The sequence below is a fragment of the Caryophanon latum genome (assembly GCF_001700325.1).
GTDB lineage: Bacteria > Bacillota > Bacilli > Bacillales_A > Planococcaceae > Caryophanon > Caryophanon latum.
Map to the genome: position 1 here is coordinate 17281 of NZ_MATO01000007.1, position 24154 is coordinate 41434.

20 protein-coding genes and 1 other RNA gene are annotated in these 24154 nt (G+C 44.8%); 18 read left to right on the forward strand and 3 right to left on the reverse strand.

Going from position 1 to position 24154, the window contains the following annotated elements:
* From qoxD to A6K76_RS02235, 6 genes are all read left to right on the forward strand, one after another.
* A complete protein-coding gene (qoxD, locus tag A6K76_RS02210) occupies positions 1-282 on the forward strand; it encodes a cytochrome aa3 quinol oxidase subunit IV (protein WP_066461656.1) in 282 nt (93 codons plus the stop codon).
* Between the two features lie 134 nt (positions 283-416).
* Positions 417-1133 carry a DnaD domain-containing protein gene (locus tag A6K76_RS02215; protein WP_066461659.1) on the forward strand — a complete coding sequence of 239 codons (717 nt, stop codon included), beginning with the start codon at positions 417-419 and terminating at the stop codon, positions 1131-1133.
* A 2-nt stretch (positions 1134-1135) separates the two neighbouring features.
* Positions 1136-1798, forward strand: a complete 663-nt coding sequence (gene nth, locus A6K76_RS02220; protein WP_066461660.1) for an endonuclease III — start codon at positions 1136-1138, stop codon at positions 1796-1798.
* Positions 1795-2151 carry a YpoC family protein gene (locus A6K76_RS02225; protein WP_066461662.1) on the forward strand — a complete coding sequence of 119 codons (357 nt, stop codon included), beginning with the start codon at positions 1795-1797 and terminating at the stop codon, positions 2149-2151. The genes nth and A6K76_RS02225 overlap by 4 nt, the downstream gene beginning before the upstream one ends.
* Positions 2152-2224: 73 nt before the next feature.
* Positions 2225-2884 carry an HAD family hydrolase gene (locus A6K76_RS02230; RefSeq protein ID WP_066461664.1) on the forward strand — a complete coding sequence of 220 codons (660 nt, stop codon included), beginning with the start codon at positions 2225-2227 and terminating at the stop codon, positions 2882-2884.
* Positions 2868-3902 (forward strand): DUF3137 domain-containing protein, encoded by a 1035-nt coding sequence (locus A6K76_RS02235; protein WP_066461666.1) that lies wholly within the window; start codon positions 2868-2870, stop codon positions 3900-3902. Before A6K76_RS02230 ends, A6K76_RS02235 begins: the two co-directional genes overlap by 17 nt.
* An 18-nt stretch (positions 3903-3920) precedes the next feature.
* Here A6K76_RS02235 and A6K76_RS02240 read toward each other — a convergent pair whose 3' ends face one another.
* The 3 genes from A6K76_RS02240 to recU form a co-directional block, all read right to left on the reverse strand.
* The gene (locus A6K76_RS02240) at positions 3921-4112 is read right to left on the reverse strand and encodes a DUF2187 family protein (protein ID WP_066461667.1); all 192 of its coding nucleotides are present in this window, start codon (positions 4110-4112) and stop codon (positions 3921-3923) included.
* Between the two features lie 192 nt (positions 4113-4304).
* Positions 4305-6911 carry a transglycosylase domain-containing protein gene (locus A6K76_RS02245; RefSeq protein ID WP_066461668.1) on the reverse strand — a complete coding sequence of 869 codons (2607 nt, stop codon included), beginning with the start codon at positions 6909-6911 and terminating at the stop codon, positions 4305-4307.
* 34 nt (positions 6912-6945) lie between these two features.
* The gene (recU, locus tag A6K76_RS02250) at positions 6946-7569 is read right to left on the reverse strand and encodes a Holliday junction resolvase RecU (RefSeq protein WP_066461670.1); all 624 of its coding nucleotides are present in this window, start codon (positions 7567-7569) and stop codon (positions 6946-6948) included.
* A 254-nt stretch (positions 7570-7823) separates the two neighbouring features.
* On the opposite strand from recU, the gene A6K76_RS02255 reads away from it, so the two are divergent.
* The 12 genes from A6K76_RS02255 to zupT all read left to right on the forward strand — a co-directional run bounded on the left by A6K76_RS02255 (position 7824) and on the right by zupT (position 24148).
* Positions 7824-8186: a DUF1798 family protein gene (locus tag A6K76_RS02255; protein WP_066461672.1), complete on the forward strand. Its 363-nt coding sequence runs from the start codon at positions 7824-7826 to the stop codon at positions 8184-8186.
* Complete coding sequence (locus A6K76_RS02260) at positions 8176-10458, forward strand: DEAD/DEAH box helicase (protein ID WP_066461674.1); 2283 nt, start codon at positions 8176-8178, stop codon at positions 10456-10458. Before A6K76_RS02255 ends, A6K76_RS02260 begins: the two co-directional genes overlap by 11 nt.
* A 6-nt stretch (positions 10459-10464) precedes the next feature.
* Positions 10465-11769 carry a ribonuclease H-like domain-containing protein gene (locus tag A6K76_RS02265; RefSeq protein ID WP_245671941.1) on the forward strand — a complete coding sequence of 435 codons (1305 nt, stop codon included), beginning with the start codon at positions 10465-10467 and terminating at the stop codon, positions 11767-11769.
* Between the two features lie 80 nt (positions 11770-11849).
* A complete protein-coding gene (locus A6K76_RS02270; RefSeq protein WP_066461675.1) occupies positions 11850-12248 on the forward strand; it encodes a DivIVA domain-containing protein in 399 nt (132 codons plus the stop codon).
* Positions 12249-12322: 74 nt separating this feature from the next.
* Positions 12323-12701, forward strand: an RNA gene (gene rnpB, locus A6K76_RS02275) — RNase P RNA component class B.
* A 278-nt stretch (positions 12702-12979) separates the two neighbouring features.
* Entirely contained in the window at positions 12980-14701 is a 1722-nt protein-coding gene (locus A6K76_RS02280) for a putative bifunctional diguanylate cyclase/phosphodiesterase (protein ID WP_066461676.1), read from the forward strand.
* Between the two features lie 40 nt (positions 14702-14741).
* Complete coding sequence (locus tag A6K76_RS02285) at positions 14742-15878, forward strand: THUMP domain-containing class I SAM-dependent RNA methyltransferase (protein ID WP_066461678.1); 1137 nt, start codon at positions 14742-14744, stop codon at positions 15876-15878.
* A gap of 209 nt (positions 15879-16087) precedes the next feature.
* Positions 16088-17776 (forward strand): methyl-accepting chemotaxis protein, encoded by a 1689-nt coding sequence (locus A6K76_RS02290; RefSeq protein ID WP_083995201.1) that lies wholly within the window; start codon positions 16088-16090, stop codon positions 17774-17776.
* Between the two features lie 174 nt (positions 17777-17950).
* Positions 17951-20005: an ATP-dependent DNA helicase gene (locus A6K76_RS02295; protein ID WP_245671942.1), complete on the forward strand. Its 2055-nt coding sequence runs from the start codon at positions 17951-17953 to the stop codon at positions 20003-20005.
* A gap of 285 nt (positions 20006-20290) precedes the next feature.
* Positions 20291-21784, forward strand: a complete 1494-nt coding sequence (locus A6K76_RS02300) for a carboxypeptidase M32 (RefSeq protein WP_066461682.1) — start codon at positions 20291-20293, stop codon at positions 21782-21784.
* Positions 21774-23177: a bifunctional metallophosphatase/5'-nucleotidase gene (locus A6K76_RS02305; protein ID WP_066461684.1), complete on the forward strand. Its 1404-nt coding sequence runs from the start codon at positions 21774-21776 to the stop codon at positions 23175-23177. Before A6K76_RS02300 ends, A6K76_RS02305 begins: the two co-directional genes overlap by 11 nt.
* Positions 23178-23317: 140 nt before the next feature.
* Entirely contained in the window at positions 23318-24148 is an 831-nt protein-coding gene (gene zupT / locus A6K76_RS02310) for a zinc transporter ZupT (RefSeq protein ID WP_066461687.1), read from the forward strand.
* The last annotated feature ends 6 nt before the right edge of the window (positions 24149-24154 follow it).

Consider the following 24154-nt stretch of genomic DNA (forward strand, 5'->3'; position numbering starts at 1 on the left):
ATGGCACAATTCTTTCCTAAAGGTCAGGTAATGGGCTTCATCTTCTCACTAGTATTAACAGTTGCGGCGATGTTAGTGTATTTCTTAGACATGTCATTTGGCATGGGGATGGCTGTATTAATCATCACAGCATTCTTACAAGCAACACTACAGTTAGTTGTATTCATGCACGCTGGTGAATCAGAAGATAAATGGGCAATCTACATTAACGTTGTTTACGGTATCGTAATCGCATTAATGACAGTGTTCGGTTCATTATTAATCTTCAACTGGGATATGTAATCCTAAAAAAAAGTCGTCGCTCGATTTCGAGTGGCGGCTTTTTTTATGCCGCAAATTCAATGCATTGTTCATACAAAGTAGCGTCGCTTTATGCTAAAATAGATGAATCGATAAAAAGAAAGGAGTCTAAAAATATGATGACGAACCGACTCCGTTTTTGGACGGAACAGCGACAAGTAAACGTACCACAGCTGTTCTTTCAATGCTACAAGGAACTGAACATTACTGATGAAGAGGCGATGATGTTGCTGCACATGATGAACTATCACGAGCAAGGCAATGACTTCCCAACGCCTGCACAAATCGCCACATATATGCACTTAACGGCACACGAAATTACGATGAAGCTGCAGCGTTTATTGCAGCACGGCTTTTTAGAGCTGCGACAAGGTGTCGATGAGCAAGGGATGATTTATGAAAAATATACGCTTTATCCGTTGTGGGAAAAAATTTGCTTACATTATGAGCGTAAGGAAGTCGAGCAGCAAGAGCAGGTGGAAAAATCGGAGGAGAGCGATATTTTCCAACTGTTTGAGCAGGAGTTTGGACGACTGCTATCGCCAATTGAAATTGAGACGATCGGCATGTGGATTGACCAAGATGCGCATACGCCAGCGCTTATTAAAGAGGCATTGAAGGAGGCGGTCATTGCAGGGAAGTTAAACTTGCGCTACATCGACCGCATTTTATTTGATTGGAAAAAGAAAAACGTCAAAACGATTCAGCAGGCGAAATCGCATAGCGCACAGTTTCGCGCTGGGGGGCAGTCACGCATTACGGTGCAGCCGGCTCCTGATGCACCACCAGTGGAAGCTGTACCGTTTTACAACTGGCTAGAGGAGAGAGATTAACGATGTTGTCAAAACAAAAATGGCTGTCGTTTTTAGACGTCATGGACGCGATGTATCCAGAGGCGCATTGCGAGCTTGTGCATGATAATCCGTTTGAGCTGACGATTGCGACGCTGTTGTCGGCGCAATGTACAGACGCGCTCGTCAACCGTGTAACGAAAGATTTATTCCAAAAGTATAAAACACCGCATGATTATTTAGCGGTGCCGCTAGAGGAGCTACAGCAAGATATTCGCTCGATTGGCTTATATCGCAACAAGGCGAAAAATATTCAAGCACTTTGCGTACGGTTACTAACGGAGTATGATGGGGTCATTCCGGCAAACCGCGAAGATTTAGTGACGTTACCAGGTGTCGGTCGCAAAACGGCAAACGTCGTATTATCGGTCGCATTTGACGTACCCGCGATGGCAGTCGATACGCATGTTGAGCGCATTACGAAACGTCTTGGGTTATGTCGCTGGAAAGATAGCGTGCTAGAGGTCGAGCAAACGATTATGAATAAAACACCGATCGAGCGCTGGAGCAAGGCGCATCATCAAATGATCTTTTTCGGGCGCTATCATTGCAAAGCACAAAATCCAGGCTGTCACGCTTGCCCGTTACTGGTAGATTGCCGAGAAGGTCAAAAACGGTTGAAAAAAGGTTTGGTGAATGTCGAATGATTGAAGCAAATGTAGAGCAGCTAGCAAAAGAACGTGTCGATGCGTGGTTAGACGAATGGCTCGTTATGGAAGAAGCCATTCGCACGATGCATACAGCGCGCGACAAGGCGGTAAAAGAGGCGATGGTCGCAGCCATTCGTCATTACGAGCAGTTTATTATAGCAGCGTCACAAACAGATCAAATGCATATTAAAGCAGGCGATGAGTTTATGTGCATGCCGATTAACGGGACGGAGCGCTTTTTATTCATTCAAGCGAAGCCGGGGCAATATGCGTGCTATCGTCAGTTAGATGAGCTGTTTAAAGAGACGAAAAAGCGCATGGCACGACTGCGCACACAGCTGAAAAAATAACAATTTGTCACACGCAACTGCACGCGTGTGGCTTTTTTGCGTATAATGGAGGAAATGAAAAGGGGGCGAATAAATGAAAAACGTTATTTTATTTGATTTAGATGGGACGTTAACCGATCCGCAACAAGGGATTACAAGAGCAATTCAGCATGCGCAGCAAAAGCTAGGAGAGCAAGTAGAGACGATGGAGGAGCTGCGTTCGTTTATCGGCCCACCGCTACAACAATCGTTTCAAGAGCGCGGCTATAGTGAGGACAAGACGACAGCGGCCATTACATATTTTAGGGAATATTTTGCTGTAAAAGGAATGTTTGAAAATGAAGTGTATGACGGCATTGAACGTATGCTACAACGGCTAAAGGAACAAAATTACGTGCTAGCGATTGCGACGTCGAAGCCAGAAGTGTATGCGAATGACATTTTAGCGCATTTTCAGCTTGCCGATTATTTTGACGTCATTGTCGGCAGTGAGTTAGATGGTCGCCGCACTGCAAAAGCTGAAGTTATCGAGGAAGTGCTTGTGCGTCTTGTCGTTCCTGCATCGAGCTGCGTTATGATAGGTGATCGTAAGCACGACATGATTGGGGCACGTCACCATCAAATTGAAGCGATAGGTGTCACATATGGATATGGCTCAAAACGAGAACTACTTGAAGCAGGTGCATCGCATATTTGTAATACGGTGCATGAATTGAATCAATTATTGGAGAAAGCTTATGTATCCGAAGTTTGAGGAAGTAAACGATGCGTTAACGTTTGACCAATATGAGCTCGATGATCAGCTACGAGAAATTTTAAAGCCGACGTGGTATTGGACGGGTATTAATATGAGCTTTATAGCACTTAGCATCGCGCTACTGACGACCAACTGGCTCATGTCGCTCGTACTCGTTAGTGGGGTCGTTTGGTCGATTGTGCAGCATGCGCGCGTTCGAAAGCGGATGAGGACTGAATATGAGCAGCAATATCGAACACTCGTCGTCAAACCGACGCTGCACTCATTTGAAAAGGCGTATAAGGAAATAGGTATCGAGATGACATGTGAGTATGTGGCGGACGGAGCGCTACATGATGATATAATCGATGCATCACCGCTTGCTATGTATAAAGGGCATATGCGCAGCAGCGATGATTATATTTCAGGCACGTATCGACAGTTGCCGTATAAAGGAGCTGTCGTAACGCTTTATAAAGATACTGTCGAGGATACCGTGTTTGCCGATCCTTACATGCTCGTTGCATTTGAAGGGACGGTGCTGTATGTTGAGCTACCTGTTGCTTGCCATGGCACGCACCGCATCATTTCTGGTGTATTTATTGCTACAGACTGGAAGACGACGATTGAAAAGCAAGTGTCGCTCGTTGCATATAAAGCATTGTTAAAGCAAGATGAGCAGTTAAAGCAGCTAGAAGTAACAGCTGAGACGGACGTGGCGTTTCAAGCGCGCTTTAAAGTGCATACGAACGATGAAGAGGAGCTTCGTTCTTTTTTGAATGAACATGTACAAAAGGAGCTATTAACATTGTTTCCGGTGCTGCGAAAGCATGATGTGTCGATGCAGCTACTTATAAAGGGGAAGGCGCTTTACATCGTGCTACAGCGCAATCGCTACGTAGCAGAGGAGCGCATGCATTTAGCGCTCGATGATGAGCAGCTGCATAGTATTTATGCAGGGCTCATGTTACAGCTGCGCGTAATCGAAGCGTTTCATCCAGCGATTGCGAGCATGAAAAAAACTAGCGAACCGTAACGGGCGCTAGTTTTTTGTTTATAAAATTTCGTATTTTTTATGGCTAATAATTGTGCGTTCATTTGAGAAAAAGCGCTGTGCTTTTTCGTGAAAGGCCGGATGGATGCTCACCATAACTGAGTTTTCATAAATGATTTCTACTGTTCCTTCAAGCGTTACTTTGTCTTTCATAAAACGAATATGATCTCCAATTTGAACTTTTGATGTCACTTTTTTCACCTACTACTTGTTTTGTTGCTTATAGAATAGCGACACGTCGATGGAATGTCCACTATATGTGCTATGAAATGTCATGATTGGTTGAAAAATATGTATAAATGATGGCAGTTTTTAATAGGTGTGTAATAAAAAAGAACCGTGTTAGTCAATGCACTGTAGCGTTAACTAACACGGTTCGTCATATTATGATTCACTACCGCCTTCTGTAGCAGGTGGTGTAGATGGAGCAGGTGTCGGCTCAGGAGCAGGTGCTGGTTCCGGAGCAGGTGCTGGCTCAGGAGCAGGTGTCGGCTCAGGAGCAGGTGTCGGCTCAGGAGCAGGTGTCGGCTCAGGAGCAGGTGTCGGCTCAGGAGCAGGTGTTGGCTCAGGAGCAGGCGTTGGCTCAGGAGCAGGTGTTGGCTCAGGAGTCGGTGTTGGCTCAGGTGTTGATGAGCTGTCGTTATCACCATTGTTACTATTATTGTTACTGCTATTGTTATTTGAGTTATTGTTATTCGTCGCTGCATCATCATCGTTGTTTGAATCGTCTGATGAGCTGCTATCTTCGTCGGTTGTTGAATCAGTAGCTGATGAATCGCCTTCTTCATCCTCTTCAACTAACGTGTCATCTTGTTGTTCCTCTAATTGTTCCTCTGTTAATTGTTCATCTTCAGACGGAGCTGGTGTATCTTCTTTTGGCTTCGTATTTTCTTTTTTATCCTCTTTTGGCTTTGCAATTTGCTGTGCCCCTTTACCGCCGTGTACAAATAATTCAAGGCGTCCTGATGACGATGCACGTAATGGAATTGAGCCTGGTGCGATACGCTTTTCGTAAACAGAGCTTGGCTTTTTAAATTTCGCCTTACGATCTTCGTCTTCAAGCGTTTCCGATAAATCAGTCATGATCGTTTTAAATAATGTTTGTGGCATGTAACGCTCATCCCATGTCGTAATTGGTGTTGTATTTTGCTCGTAGCCACCCCAAATAGCGATTGAATAAGCTGGTGAGTAACCGACGAACCATGTATCTGGTACGGCGTTATACGGATATGGTGTTGGGTCCGAATAGTTTGTCGTACCTGTTTTACCCGCTACATCAATGCCAGAAACGTTCGCACGACGAGCTGAACCGTCCGTTGCGACAACATCACGTAAAATATCGGTAATCATGTACGCAGTGTAATCTTGCATAGCAACGTGGGATTCTGGCGTATAGCTTACCGTTTCACCGTCGCGGAATTCCACTTTTGTAATGACGTGTGGCTCTGTAAATACGCCGTTGTTACCGAATGCTGCATACGCTCCAGCCATTTCGATTGGTGATAAACTAATGTTACCACCACCGAGTGCGTCTGATTCGTATACGCCGTGGTCTGGAATGTCAATGCCTAAACGTGCCATAAATTCAGCTGACGTTTCCGTACCGATTTCGTGCATAATTTTAACTGCAGGTACGTTACGAGAAGTCGCTAATGCATAGCGTAACGTTTCTGCACCATGGTAGGTGTTATCCCAGTTTGTTACATTTTGACCACTTTCATATTTGTAGCGCTCATCGACAAGTGTCGTCCCAGTTGACCATTGCTCTTTATCGATAATAGGACCGTATACAGCAAGTGGTTTAATTGTCGAACCAGGTGAGCGGTTTAAGTTGTATGCGTAGTTCCAGCCGCGTTCCTCACCGTAGTTACGTCCACCACCAACTGCACGTAATGCACCCGTTTTTGTATCAATGACTGCAACACCTGTTTGAATGTCCTCTGTAGGGAAGTTGCTGTCGTCATTTAATTTTTGCTCGACAATTGTTTGTGCTTGTGGATCAAGCGTCGTGTAAATTTTTACACCTTCATCTAATGAAAAAGCTTGCTTAGAATTAGCTGTTTGAATTTTTTCGACTTCTTCTAGCACAACTTGTAAAAACGCTGGGTAGTCTGTTGATGTAAATTGATTGCGATCACCCTCAGGTAAAATAGCCTCTGCGACAGAACGACCTTTTGCCGCGCTTGCTTCTGTCTCTGTTACTTTACCGTGTTGTACCATTAAGCTAAGTACGATGTTGCGGCGATTTTCCGCATTTTCTGGATACGTAAATGGGTTGTAGTTATTCGGACTTTGCGGCATTCCAGCGAGCGTCGCCATCTCATCAAGTGATAGTTCCTCTAATTGTTTGCCGTAAAAATATTTTGCCGCTGTGCCGAAGCCGTAAACACGACCAGACATTAAAATTTTATTGAAGTACATTTCGAAAATTTCTTCCTTCGTGTACTCCTGTTCAAGCTGATACGCTAAATATGCTTCTTGCGCTTTACGCTCTAACGTTTTTTCGTTTGTGAAGAACGAATTTTTTACGACTTGCTGCGTAATTGTTGAAGCACCTTGTGAACCGAAGCCGTCTGTTACGTTTGCGAGTACAGCAGACATTAAACGTAAAAAGTCAATGCCGCTATGCTCGAAAAAGCGCACGTCTTCTGTTGCTAAAATTGCATCGACCATTTGTGGCGGAATGTCCTCATATTCGACGTACGTTCGGTTTTGAACGCCGATTGTCGCAAATATTTCGCCGTTTTTATCGTAAAACTCCGCAGATAACGGATCTTTTAATAGCTCTTCATCTAACTCTGGTGATTGTGAAACGTAATAAGCGAAAAACCCTGCACCTGTTAGTCCACCGATAATGCCAAGTAAGAAGATAATTAAAATGGCACGCTTGATCCACGTACCAATCGCTGCTTTTGGCTTTTCGGTTGCCGGTTTTTTCTTTGCTTTGCGACGTTCTCCTCGCGATTGAGGAGTCTGTTGCTTTTCTGACATGTAAATCCCTCTCTTTCAACACACAGCTTGTTCTTTACGATGTGTAAAAATGCTCCACCGCTTTTAAATAATCTAGGCGCGGATAGTAGCCTAATGTCATTTCATAGCAATGCTGTTCAAACGTTGCTAATGGAATGGATTTGCGCCCACCGTTATGCATGCTTTGCCACGCGTCTTGAAGCACCGGTAACGGCATTAAAAAGTAGCGGTTTAATTTTGAAAAGCGCACGATAAAAAATGTCGTTCCACCTTGATCGGCGACAGCCTGCATATGCGCTACTTGGTGAGGATGAATATTTTTTAACGGAAATGATGTTTTATTTTCAGTTTCCTTCGCCTCAAAATCAATGTACCGCGATTGCCATACACCGTTGTAATCGGTAGTCGATGGTGTGCGGAAATACGCCTCACGCACAACTGCTGCACTGCGCGATGGATACTCTACTTTGACGATTTGAAGCGGCACAGGTTTCTTATGAATAACGGCGAGCTTATGTGCTAAATAGTAATCATTCGCCTCGTTTAACTCATCCTCCAACGTTTTACCGCGATTGCTAAACGATACATCCTTCTTTGGCGTCTTTTTTGTTGAAGGGCTAGAAGAAGGAGCCGGCGTTTGTGCCGCGTATACTTTGCCATTTGGGTATTTGATGACGATAACGCATCACCTGCTTTCTTGTCGCTCTTGCATAGTGTATCAAATTTCCTTCTATTCGAAAAGAAACGGATTTCGTACAAATATGTTCGGTGCAAAGGAGCTATTGAATAGGAAGATTATGGACGCATGTCAAGGGCGCTTTGAAACGGTTTACACGGTGGCGGTGTCGCTTTAGCGTGCGGTTGTTCAATGATATAATAGGAAGTGAAAAACGTAAACAGACAAACAGTGAACAGTAACGAGGAGGATGACAAATGCTACAGCAATTAACGACGCAACTTGTTGAACAATGTGATGCGTGCATCGAGCGATTTTGGTATATGCGTGAGCACGACGCTGTGCCACATTTTTTTCGTGATGTGAAGCCGCATGCAGATCAGTGGCATGCGCATGTCGCTCAATGGCAGCAAGAGGCGCATACATTTATTCAAAAGCACGCACCAAAATATATGCATAACGCACAAATTGACGCCGCAAAGGAAGCGTTTGAGCAGTTTGTCGTACAATCATTTTATAAGGAGACGAGCAAAAAGCGCTTTGAACAGTCGGTGCTATCGGTGAAGTATACGTGCAAAGTGCTGCAGGCGTGCATGGAGGAAGTCGCGTATGTGGAGTAAGAAAAAAACAGTAGACGAGCTGTTGCACGCATGGCAGCAACATGGAGACATCCGCGAGCGCATTGAAGCGATTCGTACAATTGAAGCAACGCCAGCTCGCTATGCGCCGCTACCAGACGAGCTGCATCCGTCACTTCGCCTTGCACTTGCGCATCGAGGCGTTGAGCAGCTGTATACACATCAGCGTGAGGCGTTCGATTATGCGATGAATAAGCAATCGTTTACAGCGGTAACGCCAACTGCATCAGGGAAGTCATATTGCTATCACTTGCCGGTGCTACAAATGATTTTAACGAACAAAAAAGCACGCGCCTTGTATTTATTTCCGACAAAGGCACTTGCACAAGACCAAATGACCGACGTAAACGCACTCATTGAAGCGAGCGGTGAGGATGTGTTGAGCTATACGTACGACGGGGATACGTCTCCTAGTGTTCGTCAAAAAGTGCGAAAAGCAGGGCATATTGTCATGACGAATCCGGATATGCTGCATAGCGGTATTTTGCCGCATCATACGAAATGGGTTGCGCTATTTGAAAACTTGGAATACATCGTGTTAGACGAGCTGCATACGTATAAAGGTGTATTCGGCTCCCACGTGGCGCACGTCATTCGCAGGCTGCAGCGCATTTGTGCGTTTTACGGCAGCAGCCCAACGTTTATTTGTACGTCCGCGACTATTCAAAATCCGCGTGAGCTTGCTGAAAGCTTAACGAATACAAAGCACGCGCTCATTACGCAGTCCGGTGCACCGACTGGGAAAAAGACGTTCGTGTTTTACAATCCGCCAATCGTGCATCCGGCATTTAATGTGCGTCGCTCCGCTGTACTTGAAGTGCGCGATTTAGCAAAGCAGCTATACGATGCAAACATTCAAACGATTGTGTTTGCGAAAAGCCGCGTGCGTGTCGAAATGCTCGTGACGTATTTACAGCAGTTTACGAAGCATAAGCTACACGATGAGACGATTAAAGGGTATCGTGGTGGCTATTTACCGTCAGAGCGCAGATTAATCGAAAAAGGGTTGCGTGACGGCACGATCCAAACAGTTGTAAGTACAAATGCGTTAGAGCTTGGCGTTGACATCGGGCAGCTGCAAGCATGCATTATGACCGGTTACCCTGGCAACATCGCCTCGGCTTGGCAGCAAGCAGGTCGTGCGGGACGTAGACAGGAGTCAGCGCTTATTATTTACGTAGCGCAAAATACAGCGCTCGACCAATATATTATTGAAAATCCGGACTTTTTCTTTGGTGGCGACCCAGAGGCAGCACGTATTGCGCCGGACAACATGCTCATTTTAATGGATCATTTAAAATGTGCGGCGTTTGAGCTACCGTTTCGAAAAGGCGACATGTACGGTGAGTTTTACATCGATGAGCTGCTCGCGTATTTAGCGGAGGAAAGGGTGCTATTTGCGACGAGTGATACGTGGCATTGGATGAGCGACCGATTTCCAGCGCACGATATTAGCTTACGTTCAGCAGCGCAGGAAAACGTCGTCATTATTGATCAAACGGAGACGACAAACTACCGCGTTATCGGTGAAATGGATACGTACTCGGCGATGACGCTGCTGCATGAGGAAGCGATTTACATGCATCAAGGGACGCAATACCAAGTCGAAGTGCTCGATTGGAATGAGAAAAAGGCATACGTACGCGAAGTAAATGTCGATTACTTCACGGATGCAAATTTAGCAGTCGAATTAAAAGTCATGAGCGAGGATGAAACGGAGACGCTCGGCGCGGCGCATATCGGCTACGGGGATGTGTCGATTTTAGCGCAGGCGACGATGTTTAAAAAAATTCGTTTCAATACACATGACAATATCGGCAGCGGACAAATTCATTTGCCGCCGATGGAAATGCATACGACGGCAACGTGGCTATCGTTTGAACCGTTTGAGCGTTGGGGGGAGGAGCGTATTTCAACGGCGCTCATTTCGGTCGCGTACGTGCTACAGTCGCTCACGCCGCTGTTTGTACATTGTGATCGTGCCGATATTTCGGTCGTGCCGCAAATGAAGGCGGTGCATAACGATTTGCCAACGCTCTTTATGTACGACAATTATCCAGGCGGCATCGGTTTAAGTGAAAAAATGTATACATCTTTGCCGCAGTTATTAACACGCGCGCGTGATCATGTAGCGAAGTGTCGCTGTGAGGCAGGCTGTCCGTCGTGCATAGGTGCACAATCAATCGATGCACAAAGTAAACTCGATGCGCTGCTGCTGATGAAAAAATTGCTCGGCTTATTCGGGCAAGTATGAGAAACGATGCACGCGAGCTTACGTGCCATCGCTATGTCGCTCGCTATCATTGCAACGAAAGGACGTATGGACATGTCGTATGAAAAAAAGCTGCTGCAAATGAAGCAGATGATGAAAAAAGCACCAGCGAAAGTTGAAAAGCCGGTAATCGAAAAGCCGTCCGCGCCTAGCTATAGTAAAGCGTGGGAGCAAGTGGGCTTAACGCGCATCGACAACGATTTTGGCACCGTATTTAAGTACGAAAAAACGTACGAAAAAGCGTATGAGCACGGGCATTATGCGCTCGGTGCAATCGATGATGCGCTCGTGCAATGGGAGGCAGCTGCTTTTTCACATCCATATGCTGCAACGACTGACGAAACGCTCGTCTTTTTTGATACGGAGACGACTGGCTTAAAGGGGGCGGGAACGTATATTTTTTTACTAGGTTTTTTAACGCTCCGCCCGTACGATGTTTTATTGACGCAGTACGTGCTAGCAGACCCGGCACATGAGGCAGCACTATTGTTTGAAAGTAAACTTTGGCAGCGTGATACAACGATTGTATCGTACAACGGTAAAAGTTTCGATTGGCCGCAGCTACAAACGCGCTGGACACTTAATCAGCACGTCCTTCCACCATTGAAAATACCGCGACATATCGACTTGTTGCATAGCTCACGTCGCTTATGGAAAAACGACTTAGTACGTATGAAGCTAAAACAAGTTGAGGAAGAGAAGCTTGGCTTTGTGCGTCATCACGACATTCCGGGACATTTAGCGCCAATCATTTATATGGATGCGATTAAAAGCGGTGAGCCCTCTGCATTAATGAAGGTGCTACAGCATAATGAGTGGGATTTATTATCGCTTGTCACACTGTATGTGCATTCAACGAGCATGCTGATGGAGGCGGCTTCAGCAAGTGCTACAGCATACACGAATGTCGGCAAATGGTATGCTGATTTAAACGAGCATGAGCGTAGCTATGACATTCTTTCTCGTGTGACGACAACGTATGAAACATTTGAGACGATTCAGACGTATTATTACTTAGGGCTGCAGCAAAAAAAGCGTGGTGACGTTGAGGGAGCGATTGCGTCATTTGTACGAAGCGGTGCAAGTGATGACATTCGCATTGCGCTTAAGTCTCATGAGGAAGCGGCAAAGTTATATGAGCATGCAAAAAAGAATACCGATGAGGCACTGCATATGACGAACGCTGCGTTACAAAAGCTCGCGCAAGATCGTATGTTGCCACTACGCGCACGTCAAGCGTTTTATGAGCGTCTGCAAAAACGCCGTACACGCCTTTTAAAAAAGAATCAATAATGTCAATGTTTCAGCACATAGGAAAGGGCATTCGTGTGCTATACTAAATGTACGTATGTCAAGTGGGAAGGAAGGATCGTATGCAACTGCAATTAAATGCACAAAAAATTTACGAGAAGGATTTTAAAACAGGATTACGCGGCTACAATCCAGATGAGGTAGATAACTTTTTAGATATGGTTATTGAGGATTATCGCCAGTTTGAACTTATGCTGCGCGAGCGCCGTCCAATTGAAACGTCGAATGTCGAAATGCCGAAGCTTCGTGCCGATTTGCTTGCATTGCAGCAAGAAAATCGCCGCTTACAGCAAGAGTTAGCAACTGTTAAACAGGAGTTGCAGCGTGCGAAAAATGCGGAAACAGAAACGATGCGTCGCGCACAGCCAAATATACCAGTAGGAACGACAAATTTTGATATTTTACAACGATTATCGAACTTAGAAAAGCACGTATTTGGATCGCGTTTAGATCAAGAATAAATGACGTGACGAAGAACTATTCAATTGTAGTTGTATTTTGTACATTTGTGTAGTATAATGATTGTTACATCAATAAATTTGAGTAATCGCTGCGGCTGGAAAATGCCGTAGAGGAAAGTCCATGCTCACACGGTGCTGCGATGCCCGTAGTGTTCGTGCTTACTGAATCAATAAGGTAAGGCAGCTGAGAAGTTGACGGCAGAAGGAAAACCTAAGTCCTTGGATATGGTTGAAACTTCTTGAAAGTGCCACAGTGACGGAGCTTATAAGGAAACTTATGAGGTGGAACGAGGTAAACCCCGCGAGTGAGAAACCCAAATTATGGTAGGGGCATTCTTCTGAAGGAATTGAACGGATGAAGAGACGTATTATTACGTAGATAGATGATTACTGCTCATCGTACGAGACTTCACGGTCGCTTGAGTACGCGAGAACAAAACATGGCTTACAAAATTTACTGATGTCTTTTTATTCAAACTAGGCTCTCCAAACATCATTTGGAGAGCCTTTCTTTGAGTTAACGTATATGAACAATGAAATATGAGAGTTCGTTATAATGATAACGCGATATAAAGCGGCAGTTGAAAAAAGAGTACACGCATTTTATGAACGATAAATAATAGTGGACCGTTAACGGTAAATCGCTTAAATAGTGCATAGCATGTAGCGTAATAAAAATAAAATGTAGCACTACAGAACAGCATTTTCATGAATGAAAGGATAAAAAAACGATGGGCAATGAACGAGTTGAAGGGCAATTATTGCAGCAGCACATAGTACATTTTCCACCTTATTTGATGCAAAAAATATTTGAAAATGTCAAAGAGGGTATTATGATTACGAATGTTGCGGGAGAAATTTTAGCGGTCAATGCAGCATTTGAATTTGTAACTGGTTATACATGTGAAGAAGTGCTTGGAAAAACACCGAAAATTTTGCAATCTGGTGTGCATACGAAAGATTTTTATTCCAATATGTGGCAGTCCATTTGTGCAACAGGTGAATGGCAAGGGGAGATTTGGAATCGACGCAAAACGAAAGACATTTACCCCGAGTGGTTAAACATTTTCCGTGTTTGTAGTGCAGACGGTGAACACGTATACAATTGCGCGATTTTTACCGATTTATCAGAACGCAAGCATGTTGAAAGTGAGTTAGAGAAGCGAAAGTCGATGGATCATTTAACAGACGTATCGAACCGTGCGACGTTTATGCAGCGGCTGAATGGGTTGCTTGAAACATCGCAATCGTTACATCATGTGCAGCACGCCGTTTATTTTATCGATTTAGATCGATTCAAGCAATTAAATGAAACGCTTGGGCATGTAAATGGCGATGAAGTGCTTATGGAAATTGCACGTCGACTGCGTCAAACACTTCATAATAAAGATAGTATTGCGCGTTACGGTGGCGACGAGTTCGTTATTGCTGTTGCAAATGTCATGTCACAGCATGAGGCGTTGCTGCACGCAGAAAATATGAAGCACGTAATCGAACAATCGATTGATGTCGGCACGCACGAGGTGTTTGTGACGGCGAGCATCGGGGTGAGTGTATATCCGAGTCAAGCGAGCACAGCAGAGGAGCTATTGCATCGTGCTGAAAAGGCGATGTATTATGCGAAAAAGCAAAAAGATAATCGCGCGGTCTTATACTTCGATGATTTAATGATTGATGGGGAGCGTGTGCTGCTGCTTGATGCAGAACTGCGTAAGGCGATCGAACAGCGTGCTTTCGAAGTACATTATCAGCCGAAAATCGATGCGCAAACGTCAAAGCTTATTGGATTTGAGGCACTCGTTCGTTGGAAAAATGATGCGCTCGGTATCGTGTCGCCTGCGGAATTTATTCCGTACGCTGAGGATACGGGCTTAATCGTACCAATTAGTGAAGTCATTATTCAAAAAGTATTCGAGGATGCAAAGCGGTTTTCTTCACTTGGCTTACAATCCGTACCGATTGCGATTAACATTTCAAGCTTGCACTTTCAGCATCCGAATTTTTGTGAGTCGCTACAGCAGCTTGTCGATGAGGCACAAGTTGATGCGTCTCACTTTGAGCTAGAAGTGACGGAGCGTACCGTGATGAATAACGCAGCAGAAACAGTGGCGACGTTTCATGAGCTACGCAAACTCGGATTTACGTTATCAATTGATGATTTCGGTACAGGGTATTCGTCGCTAAGCTATTTAGTGCGTTTCCCGTTAAATACATTAAAAATCGATCGCAGTTTTATCCAGCAAATTTGCATGCAAGAGGAAAAGCAGGCGGTTGTCGATGCAATTATTCATATGTCGCATCGTTTAAACATGCGCGTCGTAGCAGAAGGTGTCGAGCAGCTAGAGCAAGTCGAGCTGCTGCGTGAACTCGGCTGTGATGAAATTCAAGGCTTCTATTATAGCAAGCCACTTTCATTTGAAGAAGCGGTGAAATTTGCACAAGCCGCATTATAATAAATAAAAACGCAGTAAAAGCGTACGAAAGGATTTATTCATGACAAAATTTCAGTTAGTCGCAACAGCGGCAATGGGGTTAGAAGCCATTGTAGGAGAAGAAGTACGAGCATTAGGATATGAAACACGCGTCGAAAACGGCAAAGTATATTTCGAAGGAGACGAGCTTGCGATTGCACGTGCCAATCTTTGGTTGCGTGTAGCAGACCGCGTGAAAATCGTCGTTGGCTCATTCCCGGCAAAAACGTTTGAACAATTATTCCAAGGGGTTAAAGGCTTGCCGTGGGAAAAATATTTGCCAGTCGATGCGAACTTCCCCGTATCAGGTAAATCGGTAAAATCGACATTATTTAGTGTGCCAGATTGTCAGGCAATTACGAAAAAAGCAATTGTAGAGCGCTTAAAAGTTGCGTATAAACGTTTAGGCTTTTTAGATGAATCAGGCGCAACGTACAAAATTGAAATTTCAATTTTAAAAGACATTGCGACTGTAACAATTGACACGTCAGGCGCGGGACTTCATAAACGTGGCTACCGTCAAATTCAAGGGGAAGCCCCGCTAAAAGAAACGTTAGCAGCAGCACTTGTATACATTTCAAAATGGAATCCGAATCGTCCATTTTACGATCCATTCTGTGGGTCGGGGACAATTGCACTAGAAGCGGCAATGATCGGGCAAAATATTGCACCAGGCTACAATCGTGAATTTATTTCTGAGGAATGGCCGTGGATGAAAAAGGCAATTTGGGAGCAGGCACGCGATGAAGCAGATAAGCAGGCGAACTACGACCAAGAGCTCAATATTATTGGCTCAGATATCGACCATAAAATGATTGCAATCGCTCAGGAAAATGCGGCCGAGGCTGGCTTTGGCGATCTTATTACGTTCAAACAAATGACAGCGCCAGACTTTACGACGCTTGATACAGATGGCGTTATGATTGGCAACCCTCCATATGGTGAGCGTATTGGCGACATCGAAGTCGTGGAAGAAGTAATTCGCAAGCTTGGCGACAAAATGAAAAATTACCCAACATGGTCTGTGTACATGTTGTCGTCAATGGAAAACTTTGAAATTCTTTACGGCAAGCGTGCTACGAAAAAACGTAAGCTATTTAACGGCTTTATTCAAACAGAGTATTACCAATTCTGGGGTCAAAAATCAAAACGCAACTAAAGACATAGTTTGAGAGCATTCACTTATGTGGGTGCTCTTTTTTTAGGTCTATTTTCTTTTCATTTAAAAATGTTTCATTTTTTTACATTTTTGATATATAATTTAGTTAATATGGCTCACTTTTTATTTATGTGGATTTTACTGTTTTTATATTTTATAGGTGAGACGAAATAGTTCAATAACGGGAAAAATTGAAATAGGAGGAATGAATGATGTCATCATCACGCGTGCAAGTATTATTATCGATTGGAGCAATTGTAGTATTAGCATTTATTATGAATATTGTGTACATTAATGGCTTATTGAAAGTGGACGATCATTATAGTTACGTTATTGATGAAGGGATGACGTTAATGAACGAGGCAAGCTCATTAGTTGAAAATGTACAAGTTGGTGGCTACGCGATGCAGCAAGCACTGCTTGGCGATGAGCAGTCATTAACGAAAATGACGGAAGTGAAAGAACAGCTAGACGTAACGTTAGCGACATTTGAAGATACATTCACAAGTACGAAAGCGCTCGAACTCATTGCGACGACAAAAAATGCATTAGTATCGTATGAATCAGCAATGAAGGAAGTAGAAGGCTATTTAATGAGCGGCGCAACAGAAAGCGCGATCGCATCGATGAATAATCGCGGGACAGTAGCGATGGAGGAAATGAGTGCAGCAAGTAGTGCATTAGAGGAATATGTATTGCAGCGCTTTGAACAAGCAAACAATGAAAGCTCGACAACGACGTATAAAGCGATTTCAATCGGTGCCACATTAGCAGCTATTATGCTGTTAGTTAGCTTAACGGTAACGTACTTCATTAATCGACAAGTGTTAAAACCGATACGTGATTTAACTGTTGCGGTGAAATGTGTAGCCAATCGCGATTTAACAGAACAAGATTTATCGACAACTATAAAAGGCGATGTCGGGGAGCTCATTGTCTCGTTTAACGAAATGAAGCGTACGTTGCAAGCGATTGTTGCTTCATTAAATGACAATTCACGAACGGTACAAACGACAGCAAGTGATATGCTCGGGATGATCCAAGAGACAATTGAGCGTCGTAAACATATTAACGACGAAGTGCAAATAATTGAATCGATGTCTGTAAGCAACGCCGCGTCGACGCAAGAAAGCTCAAGTGCGATGGACGAAACAGCAGTTGGCATTCAGCGCATCGTTGAATCAACGGTGACGCTCCAAAAAACAGCGATGCATTCAGTGGATGTGTCAAAACAAGGTCACAATACGGTTGAGGAAGCGAAGGAGCAAATGCAATCGATCGTAACCGGCGCAGATCGTACGCAGCAGCAACTGGACGTATTAACGTATAAGTCAAATGAAATTACGGCGATTGTCAATGCGATTACGGCGATTACAGAGCAGACGAATTTACTTGCGCTAAATGCCTCAATTGAAGCGGCGCGTGCAGGGGAATCAGGAAAAGGCTTCGCAATTGTAGCTGAGGAAGTTCGCAAGCTGTCAGAGCAATCAAAAGTAGCGGCGGAACAAGTGAAAATACTTGTTACAGACGTTCAGCAATCAACGACGGCGATGCGTGACGTCGTGTCACATAACTATAGCGCAGTACAGCAAGGTGTCATGACAATCGATGGTGTAGGCGTATTGTTTGACGATATTTTGCTTGCCGTTAACCGTATGCAAAGCGAAATTAGCGAAGTATCAAGCGTAACCGAAGAGCTATCGGCATCAGCTGAAGAAGTCGCCGCATCGCTATCGACTATTGCGGACGCTGTAGAAGATGAATCGCAAAGTGTGAAAGAAGTATCAGTGGGAATCGATGCAATCGGTACGGTATTTGAAACAATCGGTGAGCAATCACATCGTTTAAAGGAAGCGACCGTGACACAGCAACAACTTGCCGCACAGTTTAAAATATAAATGAGTGTAAAGCAAAATAGTGTTCAATGACATGCTTTCATAGTATAATGAACGATGCAACTTCAAATTAGAACAATTTAAAGAACGTATATAAATGAGGGCGGAAGGAGATTAGTACTCCTTCCGTTCTTATGTTCACGCATGCTGTGAAATCGTGTTAGAGGGGGATTTTTTATGAGACAATCATTACCATTTGAATTAACGAAGGAGCGCTCATTTTTTGAAAGCTTAGGCGACTGGATGGGCGACGTACTATATGACGAGTTACCGGAAAAAGGCTTTGAGTGCCGCGATGAGCAAATTTTTATGGCATACCAAATCGAGCAAGCATTGAAGGAGAAAAATGTGTTGTTCGCAGAAGCGGGCGTTGGTACAGGGAAAACGATTGCGTATTTATTGCCAGCCATTTCGTATGCGCGTTATACAGGACGCCCTGCTTTAATTGCATGTGCAGACGAAACGTTAATTGACCAGCTCGTAAAAGAAGGTGGCGACGTGCATAAGCTACGCGAGCATTTAGGTTTAAATATCGACGTGCGCTTAGCGAAATCACGCGACCAATATTTATGTTTAAAACGTTTCGAATATGCAGAGCGTGAGCATGAGGCAGCACAGCTACAGGAACAAAAAGACGAAACGTTACCTGCTGCAGAGACACCGAGCTTAATTGATTCGATTTTCTCACAATCAAAGGAACGCAGCTTAATCGATTTACTCAATTCAGACGCTGTGAAAAACATTGATTGGGACGATGAGGAAGTACATTGGATTGACGAAATTGCGATGAATATTCCTGAGGACGTGTTTACACAGTCGGCGCTAAAGGATGCTGCACCATACGGAGAGCGTAGCGATTTCCCGTCTGTAAGCGACGAAAACTGGGCGAAAGTAAACTACAACGAAGTGATGCAATGTGCTGTATGTGACGTGCGTAACCGTTGTGGCCAAACGCTTCACCGTGCGTATTACCGCCAATCGACAGACTTAATTATTTGCTCACAAGACTTTTTAATGGAGCATTTAGCAACGAAAGAGTCACGCGAGCGCGAAGGTCAAATGGCGCTACTACCAGAAGTGTCGATGATCGTACTCGATGAAGGGCATTTACTAGAGTATGCTGCACAAAAGGCAATGACGTATAAAATTCAAGGCGACACAATCGTACAAATGCTGGAGCGTTTAATGGTCGATGGTGTTCGTGAGCGCACGCTATATTCAATGGAAAGACTACAAGATGACCACGAGCTATTTTTTGATCAATTGCTTGAGGATGTTGAAGAAACAAATAATGAGCGTAAACGTATTAACAAATCAGCACGCCTTCTACAAATCGGTAAGCAATTAATCGCCGATGTAGAAAAGCTAATGGAGGATTTCGTTTTTGAATCAGAGCTTTACATGATTCCAGAGTACGAATTAAACATGGCAGAGGAGTTTCTTGAAAACTACGAGGCAGCGCTAAATATCTTTATTTCAAAGGCGGATGCAGTTGACTGGTTGGAGCAAACGGACGGTCGCAGCACGCTTGTCATTATGCCGCGCTTAATTACCGAAGTGCTAGAAGAAAAGCTGTTCTCGAAAAAAATGCCGATTGTTTTCTCATCGGCAACGTTATCAGTAAACAAAGATTTCTCATACATCGCATATAGCTTAGGTGTGAAAAAGCATCAAAACTTCTCGGTGCCATCACCGTTTGATTACGACGAAGTAATGAAAATTCATGTGAAGGACGTGACGCAGGCGGAGAAAGTACAAGCAGCCCGTGACGTTGTAGCACAAGGTGAGCAAACGTTAATGCTATTTAAATCGAAGCAGTCGATGCTTACGTTTAAAGAGGAGCTAACGGAAGATGAGTTATATGATTACGTATTTGAAGGTGACCGCGAGCTATCGGCTATCGTGCGCGACTTCCAGCAAGGTAACGTACAAGTGCTCTGCTCATACCATTTATGGGAAGGGCTTGATTTACCGGAGGAGGCGTTAACGCGCGTCGTTATTTTTGACTTACCGTTCCCGCCACACGATCCGCTATTTGATGCGAAACGTTCATTTGCAGAGGACGTGTTTGATGAAGTGGAGCTACCGTTCATGCAACTGCGCCTGCAGCAAGGGATGGGACGCTTAATTCGTACATCGAACGACCGCGGTGAAATTACGATTTTATGTAATGAGGAAGAACAAGCAGTAAAAGAGCACTTCTTACCGATTTTACCAGTCGATCCGCAATAATTAATGAAGAGCTTACGAAGCGATGATTGCTTTGTAGGCTCTTTTTGTATGTACGTATATACTGTGCGGAGGTAGCATGATGGAAGCGTAATCGGCGAGACTCCTTGGGGAAAAGCGTGAGCCTTGAGACCCCACAGCCATGAGGTACGAATGGCGAGGAGGCTCAAGCCACGCCCCAGGAAAGCGAGCCGAATGGAGCGTACATTATAAATCACTAATGCATTCGATGCACCTGTGTTGGCTATTTCGAGCAATTCATCGTACTATAAACGAGAGGTGATCAACATGGAACAACAACTAATCGATTACGTAAAAAAGATGAAGCATTATGACGAGGCACTAAGCGTCCTGTACTGGGATATGCGCACTGGTGCACCGAAAAAAGGGCTGGAGCAGCGCGCGAACGTCATCGGTACGCTCGCAAGCCAGTCGTTCCAAATGGCAACAGCAGACGAGCTAGGCGATATGCTCACACAGCTAGAGGCAAAGCTTGATGAATTGCCGTACGTGACGAAGCGCTTAGTCGAGGAACTGCGTAAAGATTACGACTTAAACAAAAAAATTCCGGTTGCGGAGTATGAGCAATTTACGATTGATAAGTCGCGCTCTGAAGCAGCTTGGGAAGAAGCGAAGGAGCAGGCAGACTTTTCGATTTTTGCGCCGCATTTAGAAAAAATGGTCGCGTGGAAAAAGAAGTTTATCGGCTACTGGGGGGAGAAAAACGGATCGGCGTACAACACGCTGCTAGACCAATACGAGCCGGACATGACGACCGACATTTTAGACGACGTGTTTGCACAAGTGCGCAGCGTCATTTCACCGCTCGTGCAGCAAATTGTCGCAAAAGGGCAGCAACCAAATACGGATATGTTATTTCAGCATTTCCAAAAAGACGGGCAGCGACAAGTGGCAATCGAAATTTTACAGCGTCTTGGCTATGACTTTGACGCAGGTCGTTTAGACGAGACAGTGCATCCGTTTATGATTGAGCTAAACCGTAACGACATTCGCGTGACGACGAAATACGATGAAGCGGATTTCCGTTCAGCGATTTTTGGCGTCATTCATGAATGTGGGCATGCGCTATATGAGCAAAATATTGACGAAAGCTTAACTGGTTTACCGCTTTGCACAGGTACGTCAATGGGCATTCACGAGTCACAGTCGCTATTTTATGAAAACTTCATCGGGCGTAACGAGCAGTTTTGGACGCATAATTTCTCGCTACTACAACAATATTCACCTGCGCAGTTTGGAGACGTTGCGGTGGACGATTTTTTAAAGGCGATTAACTTTGCGAAGCCGTCGCTCATTCGCATTGAAGCGGACGAGCTAACGTACGTGCTGCATATTATCGTACGCTATGAGCTTGAGCGCGATTTGTTTAACGGCACGCTGGAAGTAGCGGATTTACCGGGGCGCTGGAACGATTTATATGAGCAGTATTTAGGCATTCGCCCAGCAAACGATGCAGAAGGTGTGCTACAAGATATGCACTGGTCAGATGGCAGCTTCGGATACTTCCCGTCATACGCGCTCGGCTACATGTACGCAGCGCAATGGAAGCATGCGATGGACAAAGACATTCCAAACTTCGACGAGCTATGTTTAAGTGGCAACTTAACGCCAATTCGCGAATGGTTAACGGAGCGTGTGCATCGTCATGGCGCGCTGAAAAAGCCGTTTGAATTGTTACATGAAGGTACGGGTGAAGGGCTAAACCCGACGTACTTAACGACTTACTTACGCGACAAATATACGAAGCTGTATGACTTGTAAATCATTTTCAATCATCGTCACGAGCGATGTGCACGGAGAATACGGGCGGCTACAAACGATCGCGCAGCACGTTGCACAAAAAAAGCCCGACTTATTAATCGATAACGGTGATTTACTGCAAGGTGGCTTTACGCATATGTATGACAATGCGCACAATGCACGCAGTCAGCTCATCGATTTGGCCAATGCGATGGGCTACGATGCGCTCATTATCGGCAATCATGAATTTAACGAATCACCACAGCGGTTTGCGGAGCTGCGTGAGCAATCGAGCTTCCCGTGGATTAGCTGTAATGTCGGTCATTTTGCACAGCCATATATCGTGAAAATGATTCACGGTATGCGTGTGCTCGTGCTCGGGGTGACGACGCATTTTACACGAAAATGGGACGAGCGTGGCTATACGAAACATGTCACGTTTGAACAGGCAGCAGAAGCGGTACGCACACAGCTACCGCTTATTCGGGCAAAGGAGCAGCCGGACTTTGTCATCGTCAGCTATCACGGTGGCTTTCAACAAGATCCAAACGGCGCGTGGCAGTTTGACGACGGTAGCGGTGAGAACGAAGCTGAAAAGTTATTACAAATAGAAGGAATTGATTTGCTTATTACCGGACATCAGCATATGCGGCTAAACGGTCATCAAAATGGGGTAGCGTACGTGCAGCCAGGCTCTAACGGCTACAGTTATGCGGAAATTACGGTGGCAGAGCAACGTGTAACAGCTGTTATTCATGACGTGGCGGAGGAGCAACCGTTGCCAGAAGCGGTGCAAACGTGGCTAGAGGAGCAGATCGGTACGCTAGAGAAAAGCTATACATATAACGGACTGTTAAACGTGATCATTCACGGGCATCCGTATATTGATTGGTTTCATGCATTCCAACGAGCAGTCAGTGGCGCGCAAATTTCTGTTACGGAGCTATTTTTCAACGAAGCAGGTGGACTGCCACAGCACGTAAAGCGTAAAGACATTTTACGTGCGTACGGTCGCGATAACGTACTTGTGACGATGAGCATGAGTGGTGCGGCAATAAAGCTGGCGATTGAAGAAAGCATGGCGGTGTTAGCTCAGCATCCAAACGGGCAGCTCGATTACGCGCTCAACGTATATCCGAACACACTGCAGCCATACCAGTTTGATTTTTTTGGCGGTGTAACGTATACGTGTCGGTGGGATGCACCTGCATATGCGCGTGTTTCGAACGTTTACGTCGGCAATGAGTTGATGCGCGACGATGCGTATTATACGGTCGCGGTGAACAGCTACCGCGCACTCGGTAACGCGCCGTATGCGATGTACGGCGAAGCGACCGAGCTGCGACGGACAGCAGAGACGATTCCGGTATTACTAGAAACGTTTGTTAAGGAACGAGTAGCCATTAGTGGATGATATTGTCCGCTAATGGTTTTTTTACGTCGTCATGTAATCTTTTCGTGTGCGACGTTTTATTTCGTGAGTGTAAAAAAGTTGCGCTCAGGAAACTTATTCGGTATGATGAACGAAAATCATTATAGTAAAGAGGTGAATACATGGAGCTTGCATGGAGTTCAGATGTATTGCTTGCGTTCGCATTAACGTTGTTTGCAGGTTTAGCGACGGGGATTGGGAGTTTAATTGCATTTTTTACGAAGCAAACAAATAAAAAGTTTTTATCACTCGCACTTGGTTTTTCAGCTGGCGTCATGATTTACGTATCGCTCGTTGAAATTTTTGTGAAAGCAAAAGATGCGCTCGTCGGTGAGCACGGAGAAAAAACAGGCTACTGGTTAACGCTTGCAGGATTTTTCGGCGGGATGCTGTTAATTGCGTTAATTGACCGTTTCATTCCAAAGGCGAACAATCCACATGAAGTGAAATCGGTTGAGGACGTACAGCAAGCACAGCTACAGCAAAACGATATCGAAGCAGAGCGCTTAATGAAAATGGGCTTATTTACAGCGTTAGCGATTGCAATACATAACTTTCCAGAAGGCATTGCGACGTTCATGTCTGTCATTCAAGACCCGAGCGTTGGTGTAGCAGTAGCGATTGCAGTAGCGATTCATAATATTCCAGAAGGTATTGCGGTCGCGATTCCGATTTTTTATGCGACAGGTAAGCGCATGAAAGCATTTAAATGGTCGTTTGCATCCGGGTTGTCAGAGCCACTCGGAGCGCTCGTCGCATTTGTATTGTTAATGCCATTTTTAACGGACACGATGTTTGGTATTGTATTTGCGGGGGTTGCGGGCATTATGATCTTCATTTCGATTGACGAGCTGCTACCTGCTGCGAAAAAGTATGATGAGGAGCATTCGTCTATTTACGGGCTCGTTGCGGGAATGGCGGTTATGGCCGTTAGTTTAGTATTACTGTCTTAAGAGGTG